The sequence below is a fragment of the Rubinisphaera margarita genome, assembly GCF_022267515.1.
GTDB classification, from domain to species: Bacteria; Planctomycetota; Planctomycetia; order Planctomycetales; family Planctomycetaceae; genus Rubinisphaera; species Rubinisphaera margarita.
Genome location: NZ_JAKFGB010000009.1, coordinates 212,125 through 230,346, shown reverse-complemented (window position 1 = coordinate 230,346; position 18,222 = coordinate 212,125). Strand labels below are relative to the sequence as shown.

Annotated in this window: 16 protein-coding genes and 1 tRNA gene; 7 read left to right on the top strand and 10 right to left on the bottom strand. The window is 59.1% G+C overall.

Annotated elements, in window-relative coordinates:
• Positions 1–176: 176 nt before the first annotated feature.
• The 3 genes from L1A08_RS04275 to L1A08_RS04265 all read right to left on the bottom strand — a co-directional run bounded on the left by L1A08_RS04275 (position 177) and on the right by L1A08_RS04265 (position 4,460).
• A complete protein-coding gene (locus L1A08_RS04275) occupies positions 177–2,540 on the bottom strand; it encodes an efflux RND transporter permease subunit (RefSeq protein WP_238754585.1) in 2,364 nt (787 codons plus the stop codon).
• Between the two features lie 164 nt (positions 2,541–2,704).
• Positions 2,705–4,198: a glycerol kinase GlpK gene (glpK, locus tag L1A08_RS04270; RefSeq protein ID WP_238754583.1), complete on the bottom strand. Its 1,494-nt coding sequence runs from the start codon at positions 4,196–4,198 to the stop codon at positions 2,705–2,707.
• A gap of 188 nt (positions 4,199–4,386) precedes the next feature.
• Positions 4,387–4,460 (bottom strand) — tRNA-Arg (locus L1A08_RS04265).
• A gap of 126 nt (positions 4,461–4,586) precedes the next feature.
• Here L1A08_RS04265 and L1A08_RS04260 point away from each other — a divergent pair.
• A complete protein-coding gene (locus L1A08_RS04260; protein ID WP_238754581.1) occupies positions 4,587–4,784 on the top strand; it encodes a hypothetical protein in 198 nt (65 codons plus the stop codon).
• 2 nt (positions 4,785–4,786) lie between these two features.
• Positions 4,787–5,119 (top strand): type II toxin-antitoxin system PemK/MazF family toxin, encoded by a 333-nt coding sequence (locus tag L1A08_RS04255; protein ID WP_238754577.1) that lies wholly within the window; start codon positions 4,787–4,789, stop codon positions 5,117–5,119.
• Here the strand turns inward: L1A08_RS04255 and L1A08_RS04250 are convergent.
• The gene (locus tag L1A08_RS04250; RefSeq protein ID WP_238754576.1) at positions 5,116–5,967 is read right to left on the bottom strand and encodes an amidohydrolase family protein; all 852 of its coding nucleotides are present in this window, start codon (positions 5,965–5,967) and stop codon (positions 5,116–5,118) included. The genes L1A08_RS04255 and L1A08_RS04250 overlap by 4 nt on opposite strands.
• Before the next feature lie 195 nt (positions 5,968–6,162).
• Here L1A08_RS04250 and L1A08_RS04245 point away from each other — a divergent pair, with 195 nt between their 5' ends.
• Both L1A08_RS04245 and holA read left to right on the top strand, forming a co-directional pair.
• Positions 6,163–7,929 (top strand): DNA-methyltransferase, encoded by a 1,767-nt coding sequence (locus tag L1A08_RS04245; protein WP_238754573.1) that lies wholly within the window; start codon positions 6,163–6,165, stop codon positions 7,927–7,929.
• A gap of 117 nt (positions 7,930–8,046) precedes the next feature.
• A complete protein-coding gene (gene holA, locus L1A08_RS04240; protein WP_238754571.1) occupies positions 8,047–9,045 on the top strand; it encodes a DNA polymerase III subunit delta in 999 nt (332 codons plus the stop codon).
• 136 nt (positions 9,046–9,181) lie between these two features.
• Here the strand turns inward: holA and L1A08_RS04235 are convergent, their stop codons facing one another.
• Together L1A08_RS04235 and L1A08_RS04230 are read right to left on the bottom strand one after the other, a co-directional pair.
• On the bottom strand, positions 9,182–9,454 hold the full coding sequence (locus L1A08_RS04235; protein ID WP_238754568.1) for a hypothetical protein: 273 nt from the start codon (positions 9,452–9,454) through the stop codon (positions 9,182–9,184).
• Positions 9,455–9,697: 243 nt separating this feature from the next.
• The gene (locus tag L1A08_RS04230) at positions 9,698–10,552 is read right to left on the bottom strand and encodes a PDZ domain-containing protein (RefSeq protein ID WP_238754566.1); all 855 of its coding nucleotides are present in this window, start codon (positions 10,550–10,552) and stop codon (positions 9,698–9,700) included.
• A 307-nt stretch (positions 10,553–10,859) separates the two neighbouring features.
• Between L1A08_RS04230 and L1A08_RS04225 the strand changes: the two genes are divergently transcribed.
• The gene (locus L1A08_RS04225) at positions 10,860–11,750 is read left to right on the top strand and encodes a DMT family transporter (protein ID WP_238754564.1); all 891 of its coding nucleotides are present in this window, start codon (positions 10,860–10,862) and stop codon (positions 11,748–11,750) included.
• Between the two features lie 124 nt (positions 11,751–11,874).
• Here the strand turns inward: L1A08_RS04225 and L1A08_RS04220 are convergent, their stop codons facing one another.
• From L1A08_RS04220 to L1A08_RS04210, 3 genes are all read right to left on the bottom strand, one after another.
• Positions 11,875–12,765, bottom strand: a complete 891-nt coding sequence (locus L1A08_RS04220; RefSeq protein ID WP_238754561.1) for a cupin-like domain-containing protein — start codon at positions 12,763–12,765, stop codon at positions 11,875–11,877.
• 64 nt (positions 12,766–12,829) lie between these two features.
• The gene (locus L1A08_RS04215; protein WP_238754559.1) at positions 12,830–14,047 is read right to left on the bottom strand and encodes a GNAT family N-acetyltransferase; all 1,218 of its coding nucleotides are present in this window, start codon (positions 14,045–14,047) and stop codon (positions 12,830–12,832) included.
• Between the two features lie 291 nt (positions 14,048–14,338).
• Positions 14,339–14,989, bottom strand: a complete 651-nt coding sequence (locus L1A08_RS04210) for a signal peptidase II (RefSeq protein WP_238754558.1) — start codon at positions 14,987–14,989, stop codon at positions 14,339–14,341.
• Between the two features lie 180 nt (positions 14,990–15,169).
• On the opposite strand from L1A08_RS04210, the gene L1A08_RS04205 reads away from it, so the two are divergent.
• Positions 15,170–16,432, top strand: coding sequence for a DegT/DnrJ/EryC1/StrS family aminotransferase (locus L1A08_RS04205; protein WP_238754556.1), 1,263 nt, complete (start codon positions 15,170–15,172; stop codon positions 16,430–16,432).
• 349 nt (positions 16,433–16,781) lie between these two features.
• On the top strand, positions 16,782–17,051 hold the full coding sequence (locus L1A08_RS04200; protein ID WP_238754554.1) for a hypothetical protein: 270 nt from the start codon (positions 16,782–16,784) through the stop codon (positions 17,049–17,051).
• A gap of 672 nt (positions 17,052–17,723) precedes the next feature.
• On the opposite strand, the gene L1A08_RS04195 is transcribed toward L1A08_RS04200, so the two are convergent.
• Entirely contained in the window at positions 17,724–18,107 is a 384-nt protein-coding gene (locus L1A08_RS04195) for a hypothetical protein (RefSeq protein WP_238754552.1), read from the bottom strand.
• Between the last annotated feature and the right edge of the window lie 115 nt (positions 18,108–18,222).

The window sequence follows — 18,222 nt, the reverse complement described above, 5'->3', positions numbered from 1 at the left end:
AGCAGGGGGAGCATGCCGCTGGAGTGGCCTTCTCCTTTCGCGGCGATGGAGAGCTCGATAAACGTCGTTCGGGAAACGCCAAGACACTTCCCTCCACCCGGATGAGCAAGGGGAGGCGATTGGCATGCTTGCCCTGCTGCGCGATGCAAGCATGGCACCGCCGGTCGAACGAAGAATTACGCCGTGGCGGTTTGCTTCTCGCCATAGATGCCGGTCAACAGGAGCGGCAACAGAACCAGGTTTCCGAGCAACCCGCCGAGCATGGCGATGCTGACGAGGACGCCGAAGTAGACCAGCGGAACGAACTGCGAGAGCGTCAAGACGCTGAAGCCGCAGATGAGAGCAATGTTGGAGAAGACGAGCGACAGACCAATCTGCGACTGGGTGATCTCCAGCGCCTCGGCGTGAGAGCGGCCAACCTGTTTTTCGCGGAAGTAGGACGACAGATAGTGGATGCTGGAGTCGACCGTCAGGCCGATGGAAACACTGGCGATCATCGCGGTGCCGATGTTGACCAGCGAACCGATCCAGCCGAGTGTGCCGATCAGCAGAACAATCGGGAACAGGTTCGGCACCAGGGCGATCAGGCCGGCTTTCCAACTGCGGAAGGCGATCGTCATGCAGAGGAAAATGCCAATCGCGGCCAGCGAAAAACTCATGACCTGATCGCTGAGCAGGCTGAGAATGATGTTGGCGAGCAGGACGTAGAGGCCGGTCGTCTTCGCATCCGGGAAGTACTCGCGGGCCACGCGGTTCACTTCGTCGATCATCTGCAGTTTCCGCTCGGCCGGCTGTCGTTCGAGGGCTCGCAACAGAACCCGCATTCGTTGCTGATCTTCATTAAACAGACTCGGCTCGAACTCGGGCTGCATCTTTTGAAGCGTCGAACGTTTCGCGGAAAGCGAGTTTCCAGCCGCGGACGGGATGAAGTCGACGCCGTCGGTGTAGGCGATGACTTTCGTGAGAGCCGGTGCTCCGTCGACTTCGATGGCTCGGAGGTCGTCGGCCATCGCGCGAAGTTTGTCCATCGCATCCGGGTCGGTCACGTCTTCAAACGTGAAGTTGACTTCGTAGTTCCCTGCTCCTCCAAGGTTGGCTTCCACAAAGTTCAGCGCCTGGACGATGGTACTGTCTGCACGAAAGTTCTTGCTGAAGTCGGTTTCGATCCGCAGGAAACTGAGCCCGATCAGGCCGAACAGCATCAGCAGAGCCGTGCCCGCACCGATGATTCGCGGGAAACGCTGCACCACGTTCAACAGCGACTGCAGTCCGCCAGTCACACGCGGCTCCCAGCGATACCGGCGGGGATCGATACTGAAGTTGCCGATCAGTACGCCGCCGGGAACCAGCAGAAACACGGCAAGAAGCACCGAGAGAACGCCAAGCACCATCATGATGCCGAAACTGCGAATCGGCACGATATCACTGGCGAGCAGAGCGCCGAAACCGATAGCCGTGGTCGCACAGGTCCAGCAGACGGCTGGCAGCAACGTCTGCAGGGTCTGTTGCAGAGCCTCGCGGCGGGGAAAGACTTTGCGGAGTTCGCGGAAGTAGATTGTGATGTGCATCACCGTGGCGATGCCGATGATTGTCACCAGCGAGTTCAGCATCGAGCTGACCATACTGAGCCGCATGCCGGACGCGACGAGATAGGCTTTCGTCCAGATCAGTGAGATCTGCACAATCGCGATCGGCAGGATCATCCAGCGGAGACTGCGGAAGAAAAAGAAGATAACCGCCAGCAGAATGAGCGAGGAGACCCAGCCGAGTTTGGCTCCGTCTTCCTCGACGATGTCGAACATGTCGTGAACCTGCACCGGCTCCCCGACGACATAGGCCGGCGGACTGTGATTAGCCGCCAGATTCCGAATTGCGGCCAGGGTCACGCCGCGCGGAACGCTCGTCTCTTCTTCCGGCTTGAGCCGCACGACAATCGCCGTTGTCTCCCGGTCCTCACCGATGAGCGCCCCTTCGGAAAACTCGAGCGCCTTATTGCGAACCGACGGGATCCGCATGAACAACCCGCCGAGAAAGCCCATCCCTTTCGGACGAAGCACCGCGGAGAGTGTCTGCGTACTTTCCGGATTCACGCCCGGCAGGTCGCCAAGCTTCTGCCCGAACTGATCGATCGCATTCAGACTCTCCGACTCGAGCAGATCCTTCTGCTTCCAGGAAATCATCACGAACTCATCGCCGCCGAACAGCTGCTTGCTTTCCTGATACCGCAGCAGCAGAGGGTGATCGAGCGCGAACAGCGATTCGATGGACCGCTCCAGGGTCAACCGCTGCGACAGCGGCCAGGCAACCAGCGTGAGACCGATCGTCAGCAGCAGACAGAGATACCGGCCGCGAATCAGCGTGCCGACAATGCGCCGCCAGACACGGGAACGACTCAGCGCGATGCCCGGATCGGCTTCCGCAGAATCCCCGGCAGCAGTCGGATTATCAACCTGATCAGACATGAAGCCGGAGTTCGTCAGAGAGATGAAAGACAGATGCAGAGCCAGATTATAGCGGCTCACGAGGGGAAACAATGGCAAGCCGGAAGGTTCCCCCGTACCGGTGGCATCTTGCGGCCGACTGCGTGTGGCCCGGAGTAGAAGCAAACCCCGTCTCCGACGTTTCCTCGGGAAGAAAAATCCAGCTCGGCAGACGTTAGAACCCGGGTGGCCCGGCCTCAATGGCCGGGCCACCCGTTCGACGACTATTCGACGACCCAGTTGCGGGAGCGATCGACGGCTCGGAGCCAGCCGGTGTATTTCTTCTCCGAGTCCGCTGTCGACATCTGCGGTTGAAACGCCTGATCCAGCGTCCATTTCGCGGCGATCTCCTGCTGGCTTTCCCAGAAGCCGACGCCGAGGCCGGCCAGGTAAGCCGCTCCCAGGGCCGTCGTTTCCTGAATCACCGGGCGATGCACGGCTGTCTGAAGAATGTCGGCCTGAAACTGCATCAGGAAGTTATTCGCCGTCGCCCCGCCATCGACTCGCAGTTCGGCCAGATTGATTCCCGAATCGCGATTCATGGCGCTGAGTACGTCGCGGGTCTGATAGGCGATTGATTCCAGAGCCGCCCGGACCAGATGCTCGCTGGTGGTGCCGCGAGTGAGACCGATCGCCAGCCCCCGCGCTTCGGCATCCCAATACGGCGCCCCCAGTCCGACAAAGGCCGGCACGAAGTAGACGCCGCCGGAATCGGAGACCGAAGTCGCCAGCGTTTCCGATTCACTGGCATGAGCGATGATCTTCAGGCCGTCCCGCAGCCATTGAATCGCCGCGCCCGCGATGAAGATCGCCCCTTCGAGGCAGTAGGTCGTCTTCCCGCCAAATCGCCAGCCAATCGTCGTGAGCAGTCCGTTCTCCGAAAGCCGGGGCTCCTCCCCGATGTTCATCAGCATGAAGCAGCCAGTGCCATACGTATTCTTGGCCATGCCGGGCTCGTAGCAGATCTGCCCGAACGTCGCCGCCTGCTGATCCCCGGCAATGCCGGCAATCGGAATCGACTTGCCGAAGATGGCGGGATCGGTCTCCGCGACAATGCCACTCGAATCGACGACCTCCGGCAGAATCGCCCGGGGGACACCCAGCATTTCGAGCATCTCATCACTCCACTGCTGTTGATGGATATCGAACAGCAGCGTCCGTGAGGCATTGGAGATGTCGGTGATGTGCTTCTTGCCGTCCGTCAATTTCCAGATGAGATAGGAATCGACGGTGCCGAAGAGAATTTCTCCGCGTTCTGCTCGCTCGCGCAGGCCCTCGATTGTTTCGAACAGCCACGTCAGTTTCGTGCCGGAAAAATAGGGATCGATCAGCAGGCCGGTAATCTCCCGCAGCCGCTGCTCCACCCCCTGCTGTTCGAGCCGCTGACAGATTCCCGTCGAAATCCGACTCTGCCAGACGACCGCATTGCAGACCGGTTTACCCGTGTCGCGTTCCCACAGCAGGGTCGTTTCCCGCTGATTGGTGATGCCGATCGCGGCCACGCGCGAAGCTTCAATCCGCGACCGTCGCAGCACGTTCTTCGCGACGTTCAGCTGCGACTCCCAGATGTCGGCCGGATCGTGTTCAACATGCCCGGGACTAGGGTAAATCTGCCGGAACTCCTGCTGCTCCTGGCCGACCGAGCGGCCGTCGTGGTCGAACAGAATCGCTCTGCTCGAGGTCGTTCCCTGATCGAGCGCCAAAACGTAATCCGACATGCAGCTCTCCGCGCGATGAACCGTGGTGATGGGAACAATCATTCTGGATCATCGCAGGCCCCCCTTCAACGCTGAAAGAGAATGCGAGGCAATCGGGGTCACGAATCGAGCATGTCCGGCATTCACCGGGCCAGCCACGAGCGCACAAAAAAAGCGGACTGACGCGAGTCACGTCAGTCCGCTGAAAATGTCCTTGGCGGGAGTCGAACCCACAACCTTCGGCTTCGGAGGCCGACACTCTATCCAATTGAGCTACAAGGACGGATTTGCATCGGAAATTCTAGCTCGCGGCGGGGGAATTCTCAAGCGTGGGCCGATGCTCGCGGAATACTATTGAACCGCCCGGAATGCCTGGCAACAATGAATCGGAAGTTCAGAAAGGTACGATATGACATTAACGGCCGAACAGATCGAATTGCTGAGAAAAGGCGAATCGGTGCGAGTGAGCTCTCCCGAGCTCGGAGAAGAGATTGTGATCGTGCTCGCCTCCCTTCTCGATGAGGAGCAGAACGATGACGACCTTCACGCCATCGCTGAACTTGCTCGACGTGGGCGGAACACCTGGGCGTCTGAGAACTCGTTCTAATCATGAATCAGGGCGATGTTTACATGGTTCGGACCTCCGCTGGCGCCCGGCCCGCTGTGATTGTTTCTCGCGAAGAACTGAACCGCGGGAATTACCTGCTCGCCGTCTTCTGCACCTCCACCAAATTCACACTGCGATCCCAGCTTCCAAACTGTGTCCCGTTCCTCAAAGGGGAGTTTGGGTTCACAAAAGATTGCGTCGCTCAGGCCGAGACTATTTCGCTCGTGGTCAAGAATGATCTCGACGGACAAATCGGAGCACTTCCCCCAGAACGGGTGCGAGATCTCATTCGGGCCATCGGCAATGTCATTGACGCTGACTGCGAACAGCTTTAGCGGACTGTGGCTAGCTCAATCCCATAAAACTCCGCTGCCGTACCCGCCCAGATCCGCTGCTGTTCAGTCTCCGAGAGGTCCGCGATGTTCTCGGCAAGGGCTGCGTGGACCTGTTCGTAGCTTCCGGCCAGTTCGCAGACCGGCCAGTCGGAACCATACATCAGGCGGTCCGGGCCGAAGGCGTCCAGGGCGATGTCGATATACGGCTTCAGATCGGCGGGTTTCCAGTCGTCCCAGTCGGCTTCGGTGATCATGCCGGAGAGTTTGCAGTAGACATTCTCGCAGTTCGCGGCGGCTCGAAAATTGGCCTCCCAGTCGTCGAACGCCTGATCCTTAATCCGCGGCTTCGCCAGATGATCGAGCACGAGGGGAAGCTCGGGGCAGAGCATGGCCACGGTCGGAGCGTGCCGCAGGTGCTTGACGAAAAACAGCAGATCGAACGGAACCCGGTGCTTCTCCAGCACTTTCAGGCCCCGCAACGTCTTCTGATGGACAATGAAATCGTCATCCGGTTCGTCCTGTGTCACGTGGCGGATGCCGAGAAACTTCGGGTGATCCTTGAACTCCAGCAGCTGCTCCTCACAGTCGGGGCTCTGCAGATCGACCCAGCCGACGATTCCCGCGAGAAAATCGTTCTGCTCACAGAGATCGAGCACCCAGCGATTCTCGGCCAGCTCGTGCCGGGTCTGCACGAAAATTGACTTGCTGATGCCGCAGGCCTCAAGATGCGGCTTCAGGTCCGCCGGCAGAAAATCGCGGCAGATTGCCCGCTTGTCCTCGGCTCGAAGCCAGGCATAATCGAAGCGGGAAAGCTCCCAGAAGTGGTGATGAGCGTCGATCTTGTCCATCTGGAGAATTCCAAGCGAGAGAGATTTCGCGATTAACGTGGCCTGATGAAGCGGCGCCGCCATCTTCGACAGACACCCCCTTCTCTTCCAAGTATGAGAACCGAGGGATCAGGCTGCAAGAAAGGGAAATCGCCTGCCCGTCCGTTGCGCTCGCGCCGACTTGCCGCTAGAATGCCGTCCCGGAGGAGAACCGGAGTGAAGACCGAACAGACCGTGCACAATACGATTCTGAAGCAGGACTGCGTAGCCGGGATGGCGGCTCTGGAGCCCGGGTCCGTCGACCTGGTCTTCGCCGACCCGCCGTTCAACATCGGCTACGAGTACGACCAGTACGAAGACAGCCTCGAACGCAACCAGTATCTGGAATGGTCCCGCGAGTGGATCAGCGGCGTTTACAACGTCCTCAAGAGCGACGGCACCTTCTGGCTGGCCATTGGCGATGAGTACGCCGCCGAACTCAAGCTGATGGCTCAGGAGATCGGCTTTCACTGCCGCAGCTGGGTCATCTGGTACTACACGTTCGGCGTGAACTGCAAACAGAAGTTCAGCCGGTCGCATGCCCATCTGTTCTACTTCGTGAAAGATCCGAGCCAGTTCACGTTTCGGGGCGATGAGCTCGAAAACCGCATCCCGTCCGCCCGCCAGCTCGTTTACAACGACAAGCGAGCCAATCCGACCGGTCGCCTGCCGGATGACACCTGGATCATTCGCCCGGCTGGAGTTGCCGGCGAGTTTCAACCCGACGACAATCGCACCTGGACACTTCGCCCACAGGATCTCGAAGCCTGCTTCAGCTCCACGGAAGATACCTGGTACTTCCCGCGCGTCGCCGGGACGTTCAAAGAGCGAGCCGGTTTTCATGGCTGCCAGATGCCTGAACAACTTCTCGGCCGCATCATCCGCTACTGCTCCCGGGAAGATGAACTCGTGCTCGACCCGTTCGCCGGCAGCGCGACGACACTGGCTGCCGCCAAGAAACTCGGCCGCAACTATCTTGGGTTCGAGCTTTCGGACGATTACGTCGAACGGGGAACGACTCGGCTGGAACAGATTTGCCGGGGCGATGCCCTCGATGGTTCCGCCGAGCCGACGATGAGTGCACCGGGAACGTGGGCGAAGAAAACGGCTCGAAAGACTCGCAACACCGAACAAGTGGAATCGGCGGAGCCCGACTCTGCTCAACTTCAGTTGACGTATCATGGGATTCGCAATGCGTTTGGCCAGTCCCACGACGGATATTCGATCGACCGCGTCCTGCTCGATCCCAAATTAACCAAAGCCTTTCACAAGGCCTGCCGCCAGCACAACGTCATCGGCGACCCCTTGACGTGGAATCTGCTGCTGCTTCAACTTCGACAGAACGGACAGCTGGCCGATCTCCCTGCAACCAGACAGACCGACTTTTCCTGGACCGCTGCAGACCCCTATCTGGCGGCCAGCGAAATGGCTCTGCAGTCGCTGCTTCGCGAAACGGCAAGTACGCATCTCGAAGAGATTTTCTGCGACCCGGATCTGGCCACACAGTTTGATGAACGAGCCAAAGCCCTCACGCCGGGCTTCAAGCCGTTTCAGTATCGCTGGGCAGCGTTGATGATTTCGCGGCAACTGTTGGCCGTTACGGAACGGGCTGGAATTCTCAAGGTGGCTCACAAGGGACGGCTCGGAAAGTCGCTACGAAGCATCGTGCCGCTGAAATCGGTTACCACCCTGGCACTGCCAGACGATGCCGCCGTGTATACTCTCGCCTGTAGCGGGAAGACGGTCTACGCCGGGGAAACGTTATCACTTCGCGAGCGGGTCGGACGGCTGGTGACGGAATCTTTTGCAGAGCTGACCGGAATCGCTGTCGATCAACTGCAGTTGAGGTACCGCATCCAGGAGCCGGAACTGTTCGGACAACTCGCCTGGCAGAGACTGCTCGCCGAGGAATCGGAAAGCCTTTTGAATCTGCAGACCAACTAACCCCCGCATGCCACTGGCCCTGCCAGTGCTCTCAGAATTTTGAACGGAAACAACCTGCACGGGCCGAGCCAGTGCCACACGAAACGAGCGGGATGCTCCAGCCCCTACCTCATTCCTATGCTTGCCACTGAATTCATCGCGAAAGAATCGATCGATCAGATCCCGCCCGTGGTCGTCCTGTACGGTGCGGAACGGTATCTGAAGCAGCAGTCGCTGCAACTGCTGTTGACCAGCATCTACGGCGATGCCCAGTCGGCTCAGGAACTGGCGACGACACTCGAAGGTCGCGAAGCCGAGTGGCGGAACGTCTCCGACGAGCTCAAGACAATCTCAATGTGGAGCGGGAAGCGGTCGGTCGTTATCAATGCCGCCGACGATTTCGTGTCGGCCAACCGCAGCAGTCTGGAAGCCTACGCCGACAAGCCGGCCAAATCGTCGCTGCTCGTCCTGGACGTGAAAAGCTGGCCGAAGAACACGAAGCTCGCCAAGAAGGTCGAGAAAACCGGACTGTCGCTCGAATGCGGCGAACTCAAAGGCGCTCAGTTGTCGAGCTGGGTCGTCTCGCATGCCCAGCAGAAGTACGAAAAGTCGATTTCGCGCTCAGCCGTGGCTCTCTTGCTCGAACTGGCCGGCACGTCGATCGGGCTGCTCGATCGCGAACTCGACAAGCTGTCGTCCTACGTCGGCGACAACAAGAAGATCACCGATGAAGATGTTCGCGCTCTTGTCGGGGGATGGCGGCTCGAAACGACCTGGAACATGATCAACGCCGTCCGCGATGGCGAACTCGATGTCGCCCTCACGGAGTTAAACAAGTTGATGACCGCCGGCGAAGCGCCGCAGAAACTGCTTGGCGGCATTTCGTTTGTTTACCGCAAACTCGTCCAGGCCGTCCGCACCTCGGCCAGGACCCGCAATCTGAACAGTGCTCTCAAATCGGCCGGGGTCTTCCCCCGCGACATCCCGGCTGCCGAGACCTATCTCCGCCGACTGGGCCGCCAGCGAGCCGAACGCATCCCGCATCTGCTGGCGAAAGCCGACCTCGGCATGAAGGGCGAAAGCTCGCTCCCGCCCCGCATCCTCATCGAACGCCTGCTGGTCGAGTTATCTCCGTAAAGGCCGTAAACCTAAAGCTGGGTGCCATGGGCCAATCTCGCAATAGACTGAGCATGCCGCTCGAATTCGTGCGAGGAATACACGTCAACGGACGTGTGGGCGAAAGACCTTTTTCGAGAGGCGCAGATGCCTCGAGTCACTCGCAAAGAGCTCCCGCGTAGAGAGTGATCATACTGAGCCCGACTTTCCCGGGCGGATAGATCTCCAGGACGTCAGAAAATCCCGCTGCTGTTGCACCCTCAGCAAGTGCGTACTCCTTACCATTGCAGCTGACCGTCAGGATTCCGGAACCGAGTCCGTAGCATTTCAGAATGACTGGATCACAGGTAAATGGCCACGGTCCGCCTGTGTACTCCGAGGCGTACAGCAGGCGTTCCGTTGCTGCGGGCTTGGTCTGAATTCGCGTCATCTGCTGTTCGGCAATACGGTCGATTTCGCGATTCCGCCTTTCCTGGGCCCATATCATCGCGATAAACACTAGTCCGACAAGAATCATAACTACACGGGCGGGGGTAAAAAATGGTTCTCGATATCCGCAGTTCGGACAGGACTTCGCTCTTGTGGAAACCGGGACACCGCATTCGCGGCATTTCGACATCACCATGGATATGCTCATTAAGCAAGAAGGGACAAGTGAGGGACGGGGGCGAAATCACTCGGCGGTGTTAATCATGTCATAGAGTTCAAGGGTTTCCGAGATCACATGACGGCTCGTGTCGTCCAGTTCGAAGTCCTTGCGGTACTGGTTCCCATTAAAGGCGATGATGGCATTTCCGCCGGTCGCCATGGCCCGTAACATCGCCATTTCGTTGGCGCCCACTGGCCGATCGTGCCATTCCCAGATCTTGCCCCCAGAGTTGTCGCGCTCAACATCAGAGAATCCCGACAGGTCGATGGTGAAGTTCTCCGCCCCCGCCCGGACCACCAGCGATTTGATAAATAGCCAGTCGTCGGCAACGTACTGAAGCTTCAATCGCAGCGTCGGAGCTCCCTGTTCTTCGGCGATGTAGCAGTAGACCGCCGTACGGGAATTAAGAAACTCCGGGGCGCTCGCGTGCTTCCAAAACGTCAGGCCCTTGATGGGATCGGCGGTCTGGACCATTGCTCCCTTCAGGATTTCTTCCCGCGTCGCCGGTGTCACGCGGAGATCTCCCCGCCGCCACCGCTGTTTCCCGCGGATGATCGTCGATCCGTAACCGCTCAGGTCAATCTCCTTTCCTGCCGTTCCTTCCAGAGCGGTTCTGAGGTCGTCGATCGTGCGGACCGTAGTTCTCTGCACCTTCAGGATGATGTCATCCGGAGAGATTTTCGCCTTCGCCGCCGGGCTGTTCGGGGTCACGTGCAGTACGATCAGGCCGGACTTCGTCGGCAAATCGAACCCCTTTTCTCTCAGGACGTCATAGACCGTCGCGAGTTCGATCACTTCCACCCCCAGTGAGGCCGGTTCCGCAGCGAGAGCAGGAGCAACAACCAGACAGAGAACAACGAACAGAAATCGCGTAAACACGGGAAATCCTCCGAAAGCCTTTCAGGCGTTTGTATAGACAAGAACAGATGTCACCCTACCGACTCCGGGAATCAGGATCAATCCCGCACCACGGGCGTCTTTAGCCATCGCCACGATGACCGTGTTAGACGTGCAATCCTCCCGGCAGGCTTGCACGGGTTCGCGATGCAAGCGGCACCCCGGATGTTCTCATGCTCCAATGAGGCTTTACCTCGGACTGGGAGTGCTACAATACGGAGGTCGGGGTGCCCCGGCTCCGCCTTCCGACTCTCACCGCTCGCTCCCGCCTTTTGCCTCAGGCTTCATTTTGACTGATTTTCCGTTCCATCTGCTTCTGCCACTTACGGCCAGCCTGCTGTTTGTGGCCGGCCTGATCTTCGTCAAACGTACCACCGTCGCCGGGATCAATCCGTGGACCGTGGCGTTTCTGTCGAATCAGTTCGCGGCTCTGTTCTTCACCTGCTTCTGGTTCGTCGGCGGTACGATGCAGCCGCTTTCCATGCTCTGGCAGCCAGCCATCGTGGCCGCTCTTTATACCATGGGGCTGAGCTTCACGTTTCTGGCAATCGAACGGGGCGATGTTTCTGTCGCGACCCCGGTCTTTGGTGTGAAGGTGCTGTTCGTCGCGGTGCTCGTCACGTTTCTCACCGCGAGCCAGTTATCGCTGACGATGTGGCTGGCGGCGGCTCTGGCGGTGCTCGGCATCGCCATGATTCAATGGACCAGCCCCGGGGGAAATCGCAGGAAACTGCTGCTCGCGATCGGCTTTGCACTCTGTGCAGCGATGTCGTTTGCTCACTTCGATGTCCTCGTTCAGAAGTGGGCGCCGCAGTGGGGGATCGGTCGTTTTTTGCCGATCGTTTACTGGATGGTCGCTCTGATGTCGGTCGTCTTCCTGCGACACTTCCAGCCGCATGCGCTGAAGGATGCCGCGGTGCGACCCGCGCTGCTGATCGGCTCCGCTCTGATTGGCATGCAGGCGATCTTCATTGTGAGCACACTGTCGATCTTCGGCGATGCCACGCGCGTGAACATCGTCTACGCCACCCGCGGCTTGTGGGGCGTGCTGTTTGCCTGGGCGTCGGCAAAAATCTGGGGCGGAGCCGAAGCAACCGTTCCGGTCCACCTGATGCTCGTTCGCGTCGCCGGAGCCGTCGTGCTGACGACTGCCGTGATTCTGGCGCTGGCAATGGGATAGACCCTGCGCCTCGACGCCCCATCAGAGCGACGCTCCGACTCGTGACAGTCGCGCAGGTGTCTTCCAGTCCGCGACGTTGAGGGTTGCTCACGCCTGACGTTGGCCTGGCGCGTCAAAACGCACTCTACTTTCCCATTAACGAGGACACTTTGCGCCAGGTACGAAACGCCTGATAAAATGCGGCGTCGCGGAGGCGGTTCTGGCCGGGCTTCTGAGGGGTCAGGCCGAGGCTGCGGAGCTGAGAGTTCGTCCGATACAACGCCCGGCGTTTGTCGAGGTCGGGCGTGCGGAAGGTGATGCTGAACGACACCGAGACCTCATCGCTGTTCTCGACCCAATGCGGGAAGGTCACTGGAAAATGCAGCCCCTGGCCCGGCTTGAGCGTGAAGGTCCAGCAGCGATCGCGGTTCTCGTCCTTCATCACCAGATTGCGTCCACGGTCGCAGTAGAAGTTCTCCAGTTCGATGTCGCTGAGAATCTCAGGGTCGCCGCCATCGTACAGACGGACAACCTTGTCGCCGCGAATCTGCAACAGGAAGTTGTGCTCGGGATCGATATGGAACGGCGTGACGGAGCGAGGCGACGTGATGAACACAAACGCGTGCGGCTTCATCATGCCCGGAGCAATCGTCTCGGTCAGCGGCTTCACCTGCTCCAGACATTCCTGCAGCAACTGAGCGTAGGCCGGATCGCGTTCGATGTATTTCATCACCAGCCACGATTCGCACTCGGCAATCCGGCGAATCGTTTCTGCCGGAGAGAGCCCGTTCATCGGGGTTTCGTCGTGGGAAATCGAGACCGGCAGTTTGCCGGCGTTGTACTCGATCTGATCGGACGGAAGTTGCTGGGCGAGTTCGAGGAGGCGCTCGACCTGAAAGAGAGGATGATCGGTCAGGTGATGCGTAATCGTGAAGGGACGTCGCGCGAACGAACGTTCGAACTCCTCGCGATTCCAGCCGAGCCACTGGCCGGTTTGAGACTCTGCAACGGGAGGCGATTGGACGGCATCAATCATGGAACCGCTCTTCTAGAGCTACAGAGCTCTGTTGTCAGGAATGTAGGAAAACGGGATCAGACGATTATCTTCGCCCGAGCAGGGCTTTCAGCCGGCGTTTTGTGATTCGAAGCAGAGGCCGCGTACTGCAGTAGATGTCCGACAGCAACCCGCAGGTCGGCACATACAGAGACTGCAGCCCGAGCCGATGCGGCCAGAGCCGATTGATCATGGGATGGTCGGCCGTCGCACAGGAGTCCATCCACTTCAGTGGAGTACGACGAAAGCACTCCATATTGTCCAGTTCGAGTTGAACCCCGGGAGAGTACCTGGCATAGCTTTCATCGAAGGCGATCCGCCAGGCGTAGCTGCCTTCTTCAGAACAGAGATTGCATTTGATCGCGATCGGGGCTCCCTCGAAGTACAGCCCCAGCATCTGCAGATGTCCCTGCTGCATGGCCGCGGTTGTTGTTTCGAGAAACATCCGAGTTTCGTTCTCATGCAGAGCGATGGCCGTTCCGGATTCTCCCTTCCAGCCAACTCGTTCCAGTCGCAGGAAATTCTGCTGCCACTCCTCGAGGTCATCGCTGCTGTTCAAATAGCGGACTTCGACCGCGCCATTCTCTTCCAGCCGCCGACGACGTCGCTGGATATCGCGGCGATAGTGGCCCCGCTTTTGCGAGACGACGGCCGGCCCGTCTTCACGGACGAGGAGGGCACGGGTCGTCTGTTCGTAGATGAACGGGGTGATCTCCAGCTGACGGAAGGCAGTCGTCAACGCATGCAGATAGGGACCTTCGGCTCGAGACCGGGAGAGTTCAATCAACGGAATGCGAGCGAGCCGCGCCCAGCGAAGAAAACCGAGGACCGCTTCATTCGTGTATTCGACGTGCAGGAGCGGCTGGGACAGATACAGATAACTGTCTGTCATGAGCCGCCAGCTCTCGGCCGGGAAGAGTTTGATTCGTGTCCGTTCGAGCGGGAAGAAACCGCACAGGATATCGGGATCGGAGATTCGCTTGTTCTTCCGGTAGATGAACACAAACCGCAGCGGTTTTCCGGAATGTAGATATTCGATGGCCGGTCGGAGGAACCACGGCTCGTAGAAAACGTTGGGAACCACGGCTGCCCGAGCCAGTTCGTTCCAGCCCTGAAGATAACTCTGCAGGTCCGCCGGATTCTCGATGACTTCCGCCCACATCTGGTCGTCGATGACGATGCGGCTCGCATACGGACGTTCAGATCGAATTCGCTCCGGAGCCGGGGCCCGGGACTGCTCAGGATGGGACAAGGTAGCCGGCATGAGGTTCTCTCTGTGGAGCAGCTCTTCGGGGGAGGCATGGGATCCACACGACGGACGCTATTTCATCACATCGTTCGACACACGCCTCCGATCGCTGAAGGGCATGTCTACTGACGTCAACATGTGAATCTCTGCTCAAACCTAGTGCGCAGCAGAGCGATGTCAAAAAGATGGCGAAAACAACCGAGCCCGATTGTCGTTAGAGCATTTTCCCGCAGTCGCATCGGCGCCAATCCCCTGCCAGACTGAGTTTGCTCCTGCAAACGCCAGCAGTCGAGTTCTGAATTGGCTCTAGCGAGTTGGCGAAGTCGCTTTGTCGGCCGGTTTGTTCTCCGGCAAATCGACAAACAGCGAAAAGATCGCCAGCATGACGGCGCCGGTCACGAGAAAGACGTCGGCGAAATTGAAGATCGGGTAGTGGTAGTTTCCGAACGTGAACGCGAGAAAATCACGAACGGCGAACAGTTCCCGGCCCATCACTTCGCAGCCATGCAGGCCGAGCCGGTCGTAAAGATTGCCCATCGTCCCGGCCATCACCAGGCCCATGGTGACTGTCAGCCACAGACTGCGGGCGGCTCGGAACACAAACAGCCAGCAGATAATCCCGATCGCGGCAGCTACCGACAACGCGGCAAAGACCTGCGTATAACCCTGTCCGATGCCCCACAGGGCTCCTTCGTTGAAGCTGGTATGCAGCTGAAACTTCACCCAGCCGTTGAGATACGTTTGCATCCACGTCGATGTTCCGCCGGGATATCCGAGGGAACGGAACACAACTTCTTTGCTGTAGAGATCCCAGAAGGTGCCCAAGATCAGAATCGCGAAGAACACGTAATAGCGCGAAACCGGCACGGAAACGCCGGGCGACTGCGGAGTCGCCGGGGTGCTGGCGGGAACGGAAGTCCCGGTCTGGGGATCGGTAGCGGTCGCACTGGTTGTCATAGTGGATGGATTATTGCGGTTCCCCGAGAACAGGGCAACGGGACTTTCCGATCCGAGGAACCAATCTTGACGCTTTGCCGCTCCTGTCGTAGATTCCCACGCCCCATTGGCTACGGGTGAGCTGAAGGACCAGCTCGCAGCCGAATGCCTGGCAGAAGTTACGACACAGGGAAGGATTCCATGACGGCTTCACGAATTGCTGACAGACTGGCCATCGAAGGCGGCTCGAAACACTGCACCGACCCCCTGCCCGGCTGGCCCGTGTTCGATGAAGAAATGATCGACGCCGTGACCGATGTGCTCCGCTCCGGCCGCGTGAATTACTGGACCGGCGAGCAGGGCCGGAAGTTCGAAGCCGAGTACGCTGAATCGCTCGGCATGAAGCACGCCATCGCCGTCGCCAACGGCACCGTCGCTCTCGAACTGGCTCTGTACGCCATCGATCTGCGGCCCGGCGATGAAGTCATCGTTCCTTCGCACACGTTCGTCGCCACGGCGTCGTCCGTCACCATGCGGGGCGGCATTCCGATCTTCGCCGATATCGATCCCGAAACACAGAACCTGACCGCCGGCACGATCGAGCCGCTGATCAACCGCAACACCCGCGCCATCATCGCCGTTCACATGGCTGGCCGCCCGTGCGAGATGGATCAGATTATGGATCTGGCCCGCCGGCACGACATCAAGGTCATCGAAGACTGCGCTCAGGCTCACGGCGCGAAATACAAAGGCGTCCCCGTCGGCAAGTGGGGCGACATCTCCGCCTACTCCTTCTGCCAGGATAAGATCATCACGACCGGCGGTGAAGGCGGACTCGTTGTGACCGATGACGACTTCCTGCATCGCGTCGCCTGGTCCTTCAAGGATCACGGCAAGAATCTGCAGAAGATCCAGCACGGACAGAACAACGGTCTCTTCCGCTTCCTGCACGACTCGCTCGGCACGAACTGGCGGATGGCCGAGATGCAGTCCGTCATCGGCCGCATCGCTCTGGAACGTCTCCCCGAGTGGATCGAAACCCGCCGGGCTCACGCCGATCGCTTCCGCCAGCGTTTCGCCGAATCGAATGCTCTTCGCGTCGCCGAAGTTCCGGAAGACACCTATCACAGCTACTACAAGTTCTACGCTCATCTGGACGAATCGCAGCTGCAGGCCGGCTGGAGTCGCGATCGTGTCATCCAGGCAATCCAGGCCGAAGGAATCAACTGCGGCTCCGGCAGCTGTGCCGAGATCTACCTGGAAGAAGCGTTTCAGACCACCCTGCTCGCACCGGAAGAACGCCTGCCGAACGCGAAAGCCTTCGGCGACCGCAGCCTGATGTTCCAGGTCCACCCGACACTCACCACGGCTGACATCGACCTCGTTGCCGACGCCGTGCTGAAAGTCGTCGATACCGCCTGCGAACGCGAAGAGCTCAACACCACTCGCCGCCTCGCGGCTTAATCAACTCCAGTAGGCTCGGTCGATGCAGCCGTATTCCAGCAAGACGGCGGCATCGACACCGTTCACCACCGAGACACAGAGGGCCCAGAGAGTCGTCCAGTCCGATCTCACTCAAAGCAACGCACGACTTGCTTCGAACCTGAGACGGTCCCGGATGCCCCTGTCAATAATGTCTCTGTGACCTCCGTGTCTCCGTGGTTCAAGACCGGCGGGACCGGCTTCCGTCTCCTGAACGTTTGAAGAAGCGGCGCCCCGGTTGATTCAACCGCGATGCCTCCTGATGGTTCGCAATCAAGTAGACCAATCCCGCCGCACCCCGGCACGATCACCCTCGAAGCGAGCACACGTCATGGACATGACCGAACACTGGCGGAACGTTTTTGAAAGCTGGCCCGAATCGATCCCCCGCAAGGGGCTCGTCGTCAACAAGCTCGGCGAATCGATGCAGTTCAGCAACTACCTCGTCTCCGGCGGCATCCTGCTGATGGACCGCGACACCCCCGACAGCCACGGCGCCCGCAAAGTCATGATCGGCTACGACCAGATCGCCGCCGTCAAAATCACCACCCCCATGGACCTCGCCCGCTTCCAGGTCATGGGATTTCAAGCCCCGATGTAACAGGAACCTGCTTCAGCCACCGGTCCCGTTACCCACGACCAGTGGCACAGACATTCCTGTCTGTGGATGAACAGCGTCCCGGCGGGAATTCCTGCGGGGCAGACAAAGACTCTCTCAAACGTCCTCCGACTCATGTGTTGTGGTTGACGACGAAGAATCGTCCGTCATTCAGGTCGATGATGTAGAAGTCCACATTTTGCACCCAGAGGTCTCCCTCTCGAAATGTGCGTGTCGTGCTTCACAGGCCTTAACCTGAAGCGTGGCCGTGATAGCTCTGAGATCAGGGCGGCGAAGCCGTAGGAGAACGCATCGGCCGCTCGCCTGAACTTGCGTCGTTCTCTTGAGCTTCAGCGGATTACGCATGCTCGCAAGAGGTCGTCGAATCGCACATCGCCGAAGGAAATTCAGTCGCTCAACGCCGGCCCCGTATTCTACGGAAAAGATGTAGCAGGCTGATGGCGACAAGTCCCCCTAACGGCGCGACCAGGATTCCGGTCAACAGATGAAGTCCCGGGCCCATTGTCGGCTCACCCCGCGCTGTCTCATCCGCCAGAATGACCGATGCCCTGTAGTACGCGGTTCCGAGCACGACAGCACACCCAGTCAGAAAAACGGAGACATAAAGCACCGCCGCCCTGGATTGACTCAACATCCGATTCCTCAGTTCAATGTTTACTTCCCCTCGTTGTCCCCGGCTTTCTTCTCGGCAACCACCTCCGCCAACGCTTCCTGCAACGCCTCGGCTTCTTCAAGATCCATCTTCGCGATGAACGGCCAGAAGCCTCGCTTTGTGTCCTGCAGCACCAGCGTCACGCGGTCATCGACGAATGACGAGCCGTCTGCGTTTCGCCCCTGATAGCGAGGCATCACCTTCCACTTCAGCTCGGCCGGAAGGAAGAACGCTCCATGTTCATTCGGCTGGTAGAACTTCGTGTAAAGCGCACAGTCCAGCGACTTCCCAGCACCCGCGGCTTCAAGAACCTCGGCCCGCATCGTGGAAGCAACAATGACGACGGTCACAAACAGCGAGGCGGCAACAACGATCAACCTTCGCATCACAGCTCCTTTGTCAAAGACGTTCGTCAGCTTCGCAGGGCAGTCATCTCTCAGTGACCTCTCTGCCTGAGTGGTCAGGCAGAAAACAGAATCGACAAGACGTCATCGGATTCCA